Raw genomic sequence first — 13,205 nt, forward strand, 5'->3', positions numbered from 1 at the left:
GCAACGTATAATCGAATGTATGTTCGAAGGACCGACGGGACGTGGGTCGCCACCGGAGGTGATCGCCCGGTTTGACGCGATGGTCGCGCGCCTCAATCCAGCCACGACGCCGGAGTCCGCGGCCTTGCTGGAACGGATCTGTTCGTCATCGCGCGCGGAGAACCGAGCGGCCGGTGAGCGCTTGGTGGCAATCGGCGAGCTCGACATGCTGCGGCTGCGCCAATACGGGGAGCGCGAGACCTGGGCCACCGACACCTGGGATTCCATCTCCGCCGAGATCGCAGCGGCGCTGAGAATCAGCCAGGCGCAGGCGTCGAGTTTTCTGAATTATTCGCGGGCCATGCGGAATCGGCTGCCAAAGGTGGGCTCCGCGTTGGTTTCCGGTGACATCAGTTACTCCACGTTCCAGACGATCGTGTTCCGCACCGACTTGATCAACGATGCCGAGGTCATGGCCGCGGTCGACGCTGCGCTCGCGCTGCGAGTCCAACGATGGCCGACGATGACGCGCGGACGCCTGGCAGCTGCGGTGGACCGGATCGTGGCCCGGGCCGATCGCGACGCGGTCCGGCGGCGCCGCGAGCACCAGGCGGGTCGTGAGTTCTCCATTTGGGATGGAGGCGAGGGCCTGTCCGAGGTTCACGGCACACTCTTCGCCACCGATGCCCACGCCGTCGATGCGCGGCTGAATGCCTTGGCCGCCACAGTATGCGAGGCTGATCCGCGCACCCTGCAACAGCGCCGCGCTGACGCGATGGGGGCGCTGGCGGCCGGAGCCCAAAGGCTGCAGTGCCGTTGCGGGCAGCCGACGTGTCCGTCAGGCGCGACCCCGGCGAACCCGGTGGTTATCCACGTGGTCGCCAATCAGTGCACCATCGACGGCGCTTCGCCAGACCACGGTTCGATGATCGGGACCGACGCGCTTATCCCTGCGGAACTGATAGCTGAGCTTGCCGGGTCAGCAACGCTTTTGCCCGTAAAGCATCCCGGGGACGCACCGCCGGAGCGCGGGTACGTCCCTTCGCAGACGTTGGCCGAATTCGTGCGCTGCCGCGATTTGACGTGTCGCTTTCCCGGGTGCGACCGCCCCGCGACCGAAGCGGATCTCGACCACACGATTCCTCATTCTCAGGGCGGCGCGACGCACGCCTCCAACCTCAAATGCCTTTGCCGACAACATCATCTGATCAAAACCTTCTGGGGATGGCAGGATCAGCAGCTGCCTGACGGCACGGTGATCTGGCGCGCCCCGGCGGGGCACACATACGTGACCACCCCAGGCAGTGCGCTCCTGTTTCCGTCCTTGTGCGCGCCAACCGGTGAAATCGCCCAGCCTCGACTGCCCGACCGCCTCACCGATCGTGCCGCGATGATGCCGCAGCGGCGGCGCACCCGCGCCGAGAACCGCGCGAAGTACATTGCCGGCGAACGCCGGCACAACCGCGTAATACGGCAAGCCCGCCGATCCGCCCGCCAGGCCGCTTCAGCCGGACCCGCCCCTCCCGCCGACCGCGACGATGACCCGCCGCCATTCTGACGCAGATTCGCCTGAATCACCGCATTCGGCTGAGCTCCTGGAGTACGTTTCGGCAGCATGAGTAGGTCGCTGTCATGCCGGGCCGAACAACTGTCTCGCGCAAAACCTGCAGCGGTATATGACGTGCTCATGGATGTCGAGCGTTGGCCCGATTTCCTGCCTACCGTGTCCGCCGCATCCTGGGAGCGGCACGGAGAGCCTGACACTGCAATCGGTGGCGTCAGACGAATGCGCATCGGGCACAGCGTAATACGCGATACGGTCGTCGATGGAACGCGACCGCATCACCATGCCTATGTCGCATCGTTTCCGTGGTATACGCCGCTGAAGGACTACCGGGGTGACATTCGCATCGAAGAGCGGCCGGACGGATCGCTGATCATATGGACCGTAACTTTCCTACCGCGCATTCCCGGCCTTCCAAAAAATCTGATGAAGACCAGGATCGAAGCCTCTTATAAGCGCCTCGCAGCGGCATTGGCGCACGAAGCCGAAGGCGTCACACGGAGGTGACGTCGGCCCGGGCCAGCCCCCTCCGCCGAGCGGTAACTCTGGGACATTGAACGTCTGCCACACCTACTACTCCCTGTGGCCCGGGATGGGCAACGTCTCCAACATGCCTGAGACGGGGACAACCCGCCGCCGAAGCCTCCACCGCCACCGGCGCTCATCACCAGGGACAACGGCCAGCAGATACTCGGCATCTTCTGCCGTAAGGCGTAAGCACCATCTCGCGCGGCGGTCAGTCGCGGTAACCTCATTCTCATAGCGCGACCTGCGCGCTATGGAAGGGGACCAAGCGCTGATGGCCGACCCCAAAGACGAAGTGAAGATCACTCGCGGCGACCGCTTCATCAAAACCGCCGTCGCGATACTGGGCGAAACGGGACGCACGGACTTCACCGTTCAAGAGGTGGTCGCGCGCTCGAAGACGTCGCTGCGAGCCTTTTACCAACATTTCAGCAGCAAGGACGAACTGCTGCTGGCGCTGTTCGATCGAACCATCGCCCAATCGGTGCAGACGTGGCGCGCCGAAACCACGGCGTTGGACAGCACCGCGGCACTGAAATTGCTGATCGACAGGGTCAGCCAGCAGCCGGAATCGAGCACTCAAGACAGCCTCAATCGAGCGTTGACTCTCTACAACCAGCACCTGGCCGAGACTCGACCTCGCGAATACGCCCGGGTGCTTTCTCCGCTGCACGGCTTGATTCGCGACATCGTCGGGCAGGGCATCACCGAGGGCGTTTTCAACCCGGGCTTGGACGTCGGCGCGGCGGCCGCGATCGTCATGCAGACGATGATGGGTGCGCAGCGATTGCATTGGCTCGGTTCGGAATTGAACGGGACACCGGTCGATGTCGGCCAGCTCTACGACTTCTGCAGCCGCGCCCTGGGCATCCGCGACACCGACGAAGAATCGGCCGCCCCGTCGCTGGCCGAGCTGTTCAGCCAAATCGGCATGCGCCCCAGCACCCGCAACGGCGAATTCGCCATGACCATGCCGGTGAGTCCCGCGGTCGTCAACACGTCCGGCGCGCTGCAGGGCGGTCTGATCGCCACGCTCGTGGATGTGGCGGGCGGACAATTCGGGCTGGACTATCTGAAGCCGGGCACCACTATGACCACCGCGGATCTGTTCATCCGCTATCTGCGGCCGGTACGGCAGGGCGCGGCGTTCGCTGTGCCCCGGATGTTGCGTTCGGGCCGGCGGGCAATGGTCATGCAAATCGACATCTACGGCGACGGCGACGACGAGCTGCTGGCGACGGCGACCGTCAACTTCGCCGTCATCGAGGGCGCCACACCGAAGCTTCCTAGCTGGCCGGACGCCTGAGCCGGCCCGGGGGTCCGCGAATCCGGTACAGCTAATTGCGCAGAAGTGGTAACGTCATTACCAGCGACAGAGAATCCAGACTTTTCCCAAGGAGATCGCCATGCCCTCGCGCGAACTTTCCTTCCCCGTCTTCGACGCCGACAACCACATGTACGAGCCACAGGAAGCGCTGACCAAATACCTTCCGGACAAGCGCAAGAACGTCATCGACTACGTGCAGGTTCGCGGCCGCACCAAAATCGTTGTGCGCGGCCACATTAGCGAGTACATCCCCAACCCCACCTTCGAGAAGGTGGCCAAGCCGGGCGCCCAGGAGGACTACTTCCGCAACGGCGCGCAAGGCAAGAGCTACCGCGAGATCCTCGGCGAGCCGATGAAGGCCATCCCCGCCTTCCGTGAGCCGGGCGCGCGCCTCGAAGTGATGGACGAACTCGGCATCGACTATGCGCTGATGTTCCCGACCCTGGCCAGCCTGGTCGAGGAACGCATGAAGGACGACCCGGAGATGACCCACGACGTCATCCACGCGCTCAACGAGTGGATGCACGAGCAGTGGACGTTCAACTACAAGGACCGGATCTTCGCCACCCCGGTGATCACGCTGCCGATCGTCGACCGCGCCCTGGAAGAACTGCAGTGGTGCCTCGAGCGCGGCGCGCGCACCGTCCTGGTTCGCCCGGCGCCGGTGCCCGGCTTCCGCGGCAGCCGATCGTTCGGGCTCGAGGAGTTCGACCCGTTCTGGCAGGCCTGCATCAAGGCCGAGATCCCGGTGTCGATGCACGCTTCGGACAGCGGCTATTCCGAATTCGCCAACGTGTGGGAACCCGGTGACGAGTTCCTGCCGTTCAAGCCGACCCCGTTCCGCAGCTTCGCAATGGGCCACCGGCCGATCCTCGACGCCATGGGTGCGCTGGTGTGCCACGGCGCGCTGTCGCGCAACCCGGAACTGCGGATCCTGTCGATCGAAAACGGCGCCGACTGGGTGCCGGATCTCTTCAAGGGCCTCAAGGGCGTCTACAAGAAGATGCCGCAGTCGTTCAGCGAGGACCCGATCGAGGCGTTCAAGCGGTGCGTGTACATCACCCCGTTCTGGGAGGACCGGTTCACCGAAATCGTCAACATGGTCGGCACCGACCGGGTGATGTTCGGGTCCGACTGGCCACACCCCGAAGGCCTGAAAGACCCCATCTCCTTCGTCGACGAACTCACCGACTTCTCCGAATCCGACATCGCCAAGATCATGGGCGGCAACCTGATGAAACTCATGAAGGTTTCCGCGCCGGCCAAAAAGACGATCTCAGCCTGATCGGCGCCGCCGCGCGAGCCGGAAGGCGTTGCGGCTGTGATGAATCCGCGAAGGGCAAACCGGATCAGGCTGCGCCGCGCCACGAGATCGACCACGACCACCCGCACCCACCTAGACCGGCATCAAACCGAGGCAGCACGCGTGCGACAACGGTTGCTAATGTGAACAACTACGTGTGCAAATAGGTCCGCCCTTTTGAACCGGTTCCGACTCGGCCCGTCTTCGCGGGCTGCCCGGAGGCCGCTAGGAGGAACGGCCGGATGGTGGCCGAAAACGACTGGGACAGAACCGTCGGTGCGGCAGACGACGTACGCCGCGTCTTCGAGAATGTTCCCGCGCTGTTGGTCGGACTCGAAGGGCCCGACCACCGGTTTGTCGCGGTCAATGCGGCGTACCGCGCACTCGGCCCGCCAATCGACCCAATCGGGCTACTCGCACGCGAGGTCTATCCAGAGCTGGAGAGCCAGCAGATTTTTCAAATGTTCGATCGGGTGTATCAAACGGGCGAGCCGCAATCCGGCACCGAGTGGCGGGTTCAGGCCGACTTCGAAGGCGCGGGCAGCGCGCAGGAGCACTTCTTCGACTTCATCGTCACGCCACGGTGCGCGGCGGACGGCTCGATAGAGGGCGTACAGCTGGCCTTCGTCGACGTCACGAGCCGGGTGCAGACCCGGATGGCCGCCGACGCACGCCTCGAGGAGATGTCCGAGCGGTATCGCAACGTCCGTGACTCCGCCACCATCATGCGGCAGGCGCTGCTGGCATCCTCGGTGCCCATCGTCCCCGGCGCCGACGTGACCGCGCAGTATCTCGTCGCAGCGCAGGACACCGCGGCCGGCGGCGACTGGTTCGACGCGACACCGCTCGGCGACCGGCTGGTGCTCGCCGTCGGGGACGTCGTCGGCCACGGCGTCGAAGCGGCGGCGGCGATGTCGCAGCTGCGGACCGCGCTGCGGATGCAGGTGTTGGCCGGATATCCGATCGCCGAGGCACTCGAGGCGGTCGACCGATTCCGCAAGCACGTCCCCGGCTCGAACACCGCCACGATCTGCGTCGGCTCACTCGACTTCGGCACCGGCGAATTCCGCTACTGCACCGCCGGGCACCCACCGCCGTTGTTGGTGACGGCGGACGCAACCGCCCGTTATCTCGAGCCTTCCGGCGCGGGTCCGCTCGGCAGCGGCACCGGCTTCCCGGTCCGCACCGAATTCCTTGACGTGGGCGACTCGATTCTGCTGTACACCGACGGCCTGATCGAAAGGCCCGGTCGGCCGGTGGGCGCCAGCACCGCCGAATTCGCCGAGCTGACCGCGGATATCGTCGGCGGGCAGCGCGGCTTCGTCATCGAGTCATCGGTCCGGCCGATCGACCGAATCTGCTCGGAGACACTGGAATTGCTGCTGCGTTCGACGGGCTACAGCGACGATGTGACACTTCTCGCGGCGCAACGCCGCACACCGCCCGCACCGCTGCACCTGACAGTGGATGCGACCATCCAGGCCGCGCGTACGGTGCGGTCCCGCCTTAGGCAGTGGCTGTCGGAGATCGGCGCCGACACCGACGACATCTCCGATGTGGTGCACGCGATCTCGGAGTTCGTCGAGAACGCGGTCGAGCACGGTTATGGCACAGAGGTTCCCGACGGCGTCGTCGTCGAGGCAACGCTGTCCGGGGATGGCAACCTGCACGCGTCGGTGACCGACCATGGCCGGTGGAAGGACCACCGCGAGGGCGAGACGGGCCGCGGCCGCGGCCTCGCCATGGCCGAGGCCCTGGTGTCGGAAGCGCACATCAGTCGTGGAGCCGGCGGCACGACCGCCACCGTGACGCACCGACTTTCCCGGCCGGCGAACTTCGTCACGGATTCATCGGTCGCCCGGGCGACCGGTCGGCGGTCGGCCAGCGCGGAATTCGCCTCCGAGGTCAGCGAACCGGGGCGCATCGTGGTCACCGGCGACGTCGACTCCACCACCGCGTCCACCCTGGACCGTCAGATCGCTGTCGAAAGCCGTTCCGGCATCGCACCATTGACGGTCGACCTCACCGCCGTGACCCATCTCGGATCGGCGGGTGTCAGCGCGCTGGCGGCCGCCCGCGAGCGAGCGCGCCGACAGGGCAGCGAGTACGTGCTGGTGGCCCCGCCGGGAAGCCCGGCGCATCACGTCTTGTCGCTCGTGCAGCTCCCGGTCGTCGGCGGCCTCGCCGAGAATCTCGTCGCCGAGGGTTAGGCCCGATCGGCTCGCTCGCCGTGCCGTACCTGGTTGAACGGCACCCCGCGGTCGGCGGCGTATTCGCGGGGGAAGCCCAGCACCCGCTCGCCGATGACGTTGCGGGCCATCTCCGTTGTGCCACCGCCGATGGCGACGGTCTGTCGGGACAGATACCGCAGACCCGTTTGGAGTCCGGCGCCCTGCTCCCCCACCACGCCGGAACTCCCCGCGATCGCCAGCGCCGTGTCGACGTCGGTGGTCGTGGTCTCGGAGTGGAACAGCCTGATGAGCGTTCCGGCGGCGGGCGGCAATACGCCGTCTCTGACACAGCGATAGACGTGCCCGATCAGTTGCTCTGCCACCGCGCGGTGCACCAGGGCGCGACCGGCCATCTCACGCACGCGTTCGTTGTCGGCTTGCCCGGTCTTCTCCGCGAGCGCCACATAGTCGACCGGAATCGCATTGCCGCCCTCGCTGCCGCTGCCACTGGCGAACTCGGACCCCTGACCCACCGCCCGGCGTTCGTGGTAGAGCTGCCGGGACGCCACCGCCCAGCCGCCGTTGACCTCCCCGACGACGGCGTCATCTCCGACGTCGACACCGTCGAGGAACTCCTCGCAGAATTCTTTCGAACCGCTCAGCATCGTGATGTGCCGCAATGTAATTCCCGGGTGGGCGATGGGCACCAGGAACATCGTCAGGCCCTCGTGCTTGGGCACGTCCCAGTCGGTGCGGGCCAGACACAGGCCGTAATCGGCGGCGAACGCACTCGTGCTCCAGGTCTTGGCGCCGTTGATGACCCAACGGTCACCGCGCCGCTCGGCACGGGTGAGGACACCCGCCAGGTCGGATCCGCCGCTGGGCTCACTCAGCAACTGCACCAGCACTTCCTCGCCGCGCAACGCCGCGGCGATGTGCTGCTTCTTCTGCTCTTCGCTGCCGGTGTCGAGCAGCGTGGCACAGCAGATCGTGAATGTCGGGGTGTTGAGAATCAGCGGCATCTCATAGCCGAGGGATTCGGCGTCGAATGCCTTCTGGTATTCGTAGTCCAGACCGAGGCCGCCGTACTCACGGGGAAAGCAGATGCCGGCGAATCCGCCGTCGTACAAGCGCTTTTGCAGTTCCCTGGCCCTGAGCCACGACCGTTCCTCGTCGCGCGGTGCGGCGGGTGGGGCCTCACTGTCGACGGCGGGCATGTTGTCCGCCAGCCATGCCCTGGCTCGGGCGGCGAACTGTGCAACGGATTCGGTCGGCGTCATCGGATGCTGATCATTTCCCCGAACGACCCGCCTTTTCGAACTCGTAGACGCGCAGATTGTGTTCCTCCGGCGTCCCGAACATGCCGCGGTACAACGTGATCCGGCGTAGGTACAGGTGCAGGTCGTGTTCCCAGGTGACGCCGATGCCGCCGTGCATCTGCACACACGCCTGCACGATCTGACCCGCCATCTCGCCCACGTAGGACTTGGCGATGCTGGCTGACACATTCGCCTCCGGCGCGCGGGCGGCGACGTCGGCGACCGCCGCGGAGGTGGTGGCGCGACAGGCCTCCAGCCAGAGCTTCATGTCGGCGAATCTGTGCTTGAGGGCCTGGTACGACGCCAGCGGACGGCCAAACGTGTGTCGGTCCAGCGCCCACTGCACGGTGAGGTCGAACACCGTCTGCAGGGCACCGACCACCTCCGCGCACTGCAGGACCTGGGCGATCTGGCTTTGTCGTTCGACGAGCGCAGCCGTCTCCTCGGCGGTGCCGACGGCCGCCGACCGCGGCACCACGACGCCGTCGAAGTGCACCCGGGCGTATTGCTTGACCAGATCCACCGACTGCTGGGGCTCAACAAGGACCCCCGCCGCGTCCGTCGGAACGAGAAACTGACGAATCTCGGCGGGATCGGCGCCGCAGCGCGCCACCACCAGCAGCGCCGCGCTCTGGGCTCCCGCCTCGACGCGGTCCTTGACGCCGTCGATGCGGTAACCGGAGTCGGTTTCGGTTGCCGTGACCGAGGGATTCAGCGGCGCCCAGCCCTCGCCCGGCTCGCAGACCGCCCACGACGCCACGGAGTCACCTGACATCAGCGCCTCGATGGTGTCGGCGTGCTCGCCGGGGTTTGTGCACTCGACAAGTCCGGCCAGCACGGTGCTCACGGGATACAGCGGTCCAGGGGCCACCGTCTTGCCGAGTTGCTCGGCGACCATGGCCAGATCGGCGAAGCCGTTCTCCGAGACGCTTCCGCCGCCCAGCTCCTCCGGCACGAGGAGGCCCGTCCAGCCGAGTTCCGCGGCGCGCCGCCACCACGCGGGGTCGAACGACGTACCCGCGGCGTGCAGCTCCCGAACCCGGCGCAGCGGCGCTTCCTTTTCCAGGAACGCTTGGGTGGTCGAGGTGAAGAGGATCTTTTCGGGAGAGTCGAGGGTGGTCATGGTGCCGAGGGGGTCCTTCGTGACATTCGAACGCTGCGGCTGCAACGGAAACGGCTTGTGTGTTTGATCATCCGCCCGATCGGTCCTCGGTTGGCTGGCGATCCTGATGTTAGCAACGCGCAATACGGTAAGAGATACCGGAGTTCGATCGGTAACGGCGTAGACCAGCACGTATTTCGAGACGGTTGCGCTACATGGCGAACACGCGGCGCACCGCCTGCGCGTGCAGCGCCCGATTCTCCTGGGAAACAACCCAATCGGGGACCATCGAGTCGAAGCCGTTGAAGGTCGCGGCGATCACGTGCAGTTCGGTGTGGACGTACGCGTGCAACAACCGGTTGGCATAGTCGATGGCCTCGTCGCGGCACGGGTCGATCTCGGAGCAGCTGACGAACGTGGGCGGCAGGCCTTCGAGGTTGGCGCGGTGCGCGGGGACGTGCTGACCGTTGGCGCTGGCGTGGCCCAGATAGTGGTTCCACGCCCGACTCACGGCCGGGCCGTTGAGGCCCGGGGTGCGCTGGAATTCGCGGCGCGAGGGCGTGGCGTCGGAGTCGAGCATCGGCTGGTGCAGGATCTGCATCAGGATCGCTGGACCTTCCTGATCGAACATGCGCTGGGTCAGACCCGCGACCAGTGCAGCACCGGCGTCGCGGCCCATTACGGCGATGCGGCCGGCGTCGGCGTCCAGCTCCGCGCTGTTTTCGATGGCGTAACGGAGGGCCGCCTCGACGTCGTCGAGTGCCGCCGGGCATGGATTTTCGGGGGCCAGGCGGTAGTCCACCGAAACCACCAGGCAATTGCCGTCACGGGCCAGCTCCACGCAGTGCGCATGGTCGGTTTCCAAGTTTCCGGTGACGAACCCGCCGCCATGGGCGTATAGCACCACCGGCGCGCAGGATTCGCTGCGGCCGCGATACAAACGCAGGCCGAGCTGCTGACCGTCGGGACCGGCGATCGATCGCGAATAGACCGAGACACCAGTGGTATCGGCGGCCGCGGCGCGCCGCGCGGCGAGCAGGTTGGCGTGTTCCCGCTCGGCGGGCAGTGTCTCGGCACGGAATTCGAAGGCGCCCAGCTCGACGGCCGCGTCGCGGAGCACCGGATCGATGCGGTTGAGGCCGTGCGGCCGCGCCAAATTCGTCTGTGTCATATCAACTCATTTTCCGGGCTCGTCGTGCGGGCTCATCGGTGGTCTTCGAAGGTGGGCCCCAACGGAAACCTCCTTCAACGTAGACCTGCGCTTTCAGGCACTGACACATCAGGTGCTCGGCGCCGCGAATCAAGCCCGGCGAGCCGGCGTCGCGGTGAAATGAGGCCCTATCCGCCCAGTCTTCGAGACCCCGCGATCGGGTGCAATCCGCCCCGGCGGATCCAGGTCGTTGGGCTTCGTTGCTATCTATACTATGATAGCTATTTTCAGCTCGGTTACCCCCGCCGTGGAATTCGCGGCCACTCGCAATCCGGTCCGCGTGAACGGCCTTATCGGTTGTCTCAGGAGGAGCGCTGATGACGCTCAGCACTGGCCCGAATGGTCAGCCCGTCGTACCCTCACTCGATTTCACCGGCGAAACCAGTCCCTACCCGTTCTTCGAACACATGCGGCACACCGACCCGGTGTGGCACGGCTCGCTGAACGACAACACGCAGTTGCCGGAAGAGCTGCGGCCCAGCGACGAGTGGGTCCTGTTCGATTACGACGGTGTATCCCAAGCCTTCCGCGACGACCGGATCTTCACCTCCGCCGCCTACGACAAGACGATCGGATTGGTGATGGGACACACCATCCTGGCGATGGGCGGCAGGGAACACCACGACCACCGCAATCTGGTGGCCAAGGCATTCCGGGCGACCGCGCTGGAGCGCTGGGAACCGTCGGTCATCGGGCCGGTCTGCGATCAGCTGGTCGACGAAATCAAGCACGACGGGCATGCCGATCTGGTGAAGGCGCTGACTTTCGAATTTCCCACGCGAATCATCTCGACGCTGCTCGGCCTGCCGGCCGAGGATCTGGATTTCTTCCGGCGGTTGTCCCTCGACCTGATCTCGATCCCGACCGACATCATGGCCGGATTGACCGCCGCCACCGAGCTCTACGACTACTTCCTCAAACAAGTCGAGCAACGACGGCGCAAGCTCACCGACGACATCATCGGCGACCTGGTTGCCGCCGAGATCGACGGCGAGAAGCTCACCGACGAGGCCATCATCGCCTTCCTGCGATTGCTGCTGCCGGCCGGCCTGGAGACCACCTATCGTTCGTCGGGCAATCTGCTGTACCTGCTGCTGACCCACCCCGAACAATTGGCGATGGTCACCAAGGACCGGTCATTGATCCCAATGGCGATCGAGGAGGGTCTACGGTTCGAAACGCCGCTGACCACCGTCATGCGGACCACCACCGAGGAGGTCGAAATCGGCGGCAAAACCATTCCGGCCGAGGCCCAGATCGACATGTGCATGGGATCGGCCAATCGCGACGAGAGCCGGTGGACCGATCCCAACACGTTCGACATCTGCCGGCCCCGCCAATCCCACATCGCGTTCGCCGGCGGTATCCACATGTGCCTCGGCATGCACCTGGCCCGGCTTGAAACGCGGGTCATCTTGAACAGCCTGTTCGACCGCGTCGACAATCTGGCATTCGTGCCCGATGACGGAACCGGAGTGGAATCCAAGATCGTCGGGCTCACCTTCCGGTCGCCGAACAAGCTTCCCGTCACGTTCACCCCCGCCGCATGAGGAGCCGCGCAGCGATTCTGCACGACGTCGGCGGACCGTGGTCTGTCGAGGAATTCGAGCTCGATCCCCCCAAGACCGGCGAGGTCCTGGTTCAGCTGGCAGCGGCCGGCCTGTGCCACTCCGACGACCACATCCTCAAAGGCGACATGTCAGCGCCCAACGAGGTGATGCGGTCGATGGGTTTGCCGACCATGTTCCCGATGATCGGCGGGCACGAGGGCTCCGGCATCGTGCGGGAGATCGGGCCCGGTGTCACCGACTTCGCCCCTGGAGACCACGTGGTGATGTCATTCGTCGCCGTGTGCGGCCAATGTCGTTGGTGCGCCAGTGGAATCGAGTACCTGTGCGACGTCGGCATGGGCACCATGATCCCGGGAATGCCGACGGACGGCACGTTCCGTCACCACACCGCCGATGGCCGCAAGCTGGGTCACATCGCCAAAATCGGCGCCTTTGCCGAACACACTGTGGTATCGGCCAATTCACTGGTGAAGATCGAGCAGCACCTGCCACTGACGTCGAGCGCGCTGCTGTCCTGTGCCATCCCGACCGGTTACGGTTCGGTCGCCAACCGGTCGAACATGCGCGCCGGCGATACCGTCGTGGTGATCGGCGTCGGCGGGATCGGCACGGGCGCGATTCAGGGTGCCCGGATCAACGGCGCGGCGCAGATCGTGGCGCTCGACCCGGTGGAGTTCAAACAGAAGTCGGCGCTGCGGTTCGGCGCGACGCACACCGCGGCCACGATCGACGAGGCGCTGGATCTGGTGCGCGGCCTGACCTACGGGGTGATGGCCGACGCGGTGGTGGTATCGCCGTCGCTGATCACCGCCGAGGACGTCCGCGACGCGGTGAAGCTCACCCGCAAGGGCGGCACCTGCGTGCTCACCGGCATGACGTCGCAGTTGACCCGGTCGGTCAAGATCGACCTGCAGGACTTCATCTTGATGAACAAGACGTTGGCGGGCACCATCTTCGGCTCGTGCAATCCGAAGGCTGACATCTCCCGGCTGGCACGGCTGTATGAGACCGGCCAGCTTCAGCTCGACGAGATGATCACCAAGCGCTATCGCCTCGATGAGGTCAACGACGCCTACGACGATCTGCTCAGCGGCAGGATCGTCCGCGGGATTATCGATTTCGGGATCGCCTGAG

The 13,205-nt window shown here is 65.6% G+C and carries 10 protein-coding genes; 7 read left to right on the forward strand and 3 right to left on the reverse strand.

Annotation, left to right across the window (positions count from 1 at the left end):
• Nucleotides 1-19: 19 nt before the first annotated feature.
• The 5 genes from AC5Y4T_RS15365 (at nt 20) to AC5Y4T_RS15385 (ending at nt 6,908) form a co-directional block, all read left to right on the forward strand.
• Nucleotides 20-1,537: an HNH endonuclease signature motif containing protein gene (locus AC5Y4T_RS15365; protein ID WP_499954142.1), complete on the forward strand. Its 1,518-nt coding sequence runs from the start codon at nt 20-22 to the stop codon at nt 1,535-1,537.
• 57 nt (nt 1,538-1,594) lie between these two features.
• Nucleotides 1,595-2,050: an SRPBCC family protein gene (locus AC5Y4T_RS15370; protein ID WP_499954144.1), complete on the forward strand. Its 456-nt coding sequence runs from the start codon at nt 1,595-1,597 to the stop codon at nt 2,048-2,050.
• A 292-nt stretch (nt 2,051-2,342) separates the two neighbouring features.
• On the forward strand, nt 2,343-3,374 hold the full coding sequence (locus AC5Y4T_RS15375; protein ID WP_499954146.1) for a hotdog fold thioesterase: 1,032 nt from the start codon (nt 2,343-2,345) through the stop codon (nt 3,372-3,374).
• 100 nt (nt 3,375-3,474) lie between these two features.
• A complete protein-coding gene (locus tag AC5Y4T_RS15380) occupies nt 3,475-4,680 on the forward strand; it encodes an amidohydrolase family protein (protein ID WP_499954148.1) in 1,206 nt (401 codons plus the stop codon).
• A 260-nt stretch (nt 4,681-4,940) separates the two neighbouring features.
• Entirely contained in the window at nt 4,941-6,908 is a 1,968-nt protein-coding gene (locus tag AC5Y4T_RS15385) for a SpoIIE family protein phosphatase (RefSeq protein ID WP_499954150.1), read from the forward strand.
• Here the strand turns inward: AC5Y4T_RS15385 and AC5Y4T_RS15390 are convergent.
• From AC5Y4T_RS15390 to AC5Y4T_RS15400, 3 genes are all read right to left on the reverse strand, one after another.
• Entirely contained in the window at nt 6,905-8,149 is a 1,245-nt protein-coding gene (locus tag AC5Y4T_RS15390) for an acyl-CoA dehydrogenase family protein (RefSeq protein WP_499954152.1), read from the reverse strand. The two genes, AC5Y4T_RS15385 and AC5Y4T_RS15390, sit on opposite strands and share 4 nt — an antisense overlap.
• A gap of 10 nt (nt 8,150-8,159) precedes the next feature.
• Nucleotides 8,160-9,311, reverse strand: coding sequence for an acyl-CoA dehydrogenase family protein (locus AC5Y4T_RS15395; RefSeq protein WP_499954154.1), 1,152 nt, complete (start codon nt 9,309-9,311; stop codon nt 8,160-8,162).
• Between the two features lie 190 nt (nt 9,312-9,501).
• A complete protein-coding gene (locus AC5Y4T_RS15400; RefSeq protein WP_499954156.1) occupies nt 9,502-10,461 on the reverse strand; it encodes an alpha/beta hydrolase in 960 nt (319 codons plus the stop codon).
• 356 nt (nt 10,462-10,817) lie between these two features.
• Here AC5Y4T_RS15400 and AC5Y4T_RS15405 point away from each other — a divergent pair, with 356 nt between their 5' ends.
• Both AC5Y4T_RS15405 and AC5Y4T_RS15410 read left to right on the forward strand, forming a co-directional pair.
• The gene (locus AC5Y4T_RS15405) at nt 10,818-12,050 is read left to right on the forward strand and encodes a cytochrome P450 (protein ID WP_499954158.1); all 1,233 of its coding nucleotides are present in this window, start codon (nt 10,818-10,820) and stop codon (nt 12,048-12,050) included.
• Complete coding sequence (locus AC5Y4T_RS15410; RefSeq protein WP_499954160.1) at nt 12,047-13,204, forward strand: Zn-dependent alcohol dehydrogenase; 1,158 nt, start codon at nt 12,047-12,049, stop codon at nt 13,202-13,204. The genes AC5Y4T_RS15405 and AC5Y4T_RS15410 overlap by 4 nt, the downstream gene beginning before the upstream one ends.
• Nucleotide 13,205 lies beyond the last annotated feature (1 nt).

The sequence above is a fragment of the Mycobacterium sp. NGS11 genome, assembly GCF_059813315.1.

Coding starts and splice junctions, on each gene's coding strand:
- AC5Y4T_RS15365 (WP_499954142.1), top strand. CDS start 20: ATGTTCGAAGGACCGACGGGACGTGGGTCGCCACCGGAGGTGATCGCC.
- AC5Y4T_RS15370 (WP_499954144.1), top strand. CDS start 1,595: ATGAGTAGGTCGCTGTCATGCCGGGCCGAACAACTGTCTCGCGCAAAA.
- AC5Y4T_RS15375 (WP_499954146.1), top strand. CDS start 2,343: ATGGCCGACCCCAAAGACGAAGTGAAGATCACTCGCGGCGACCGCTTC.
- AC5Y4T_RS15380 (WP_499954148.1), top strand. CDS start 3,475: ATGCCCTCGCGCGAACTTTCCTTCCCCGTCTTCGACGCCGACAACCAC.
- AC5Y4T_RS15385 (WP_499954150.1), top strand. CDS start 4,941: ATGGTGGCCGAAAACGACTGGGACAGAACCGTCGGTGCGGCAGACGAC.
- AC5Y4T_RS15390 (WP_499954152.1), bottom strand. CDS start 8,149: ATGACGCCGACCGAATCCGTTGCACAGTTCGCCGCCCGAGCCAGGGCA.
- AC5Y4T_RS15395 (WP_499954154.1), bottom strand. CDS start 9,311: ATGACCACCCTCGACTCTCCCGAAAAGATCCTCTTCACCTCGACCACC.
- AC5Y4T_RS15400 (WP_499954156.1), bottom strand. CDS start 10,461: ATGACACAGACGAATTTGGCGCGGCCGCACGGCCTCAACCGCATCGAT.
- AC5Y4T_RS15405 (WP_499954158.1), top strand. CDS start 10,818: ATGACGCTCAGCACTGGCCCGAATGGTCAGCCCGTCGTACCCTCACTC.
- AC5Y4T_RS15410 (WP_499954160.1), top strand. CDS start 12,047: ATGAGGAGCCGCGCAGCGATTCTGCACGACGTCGGCGGACCGTGGTCT.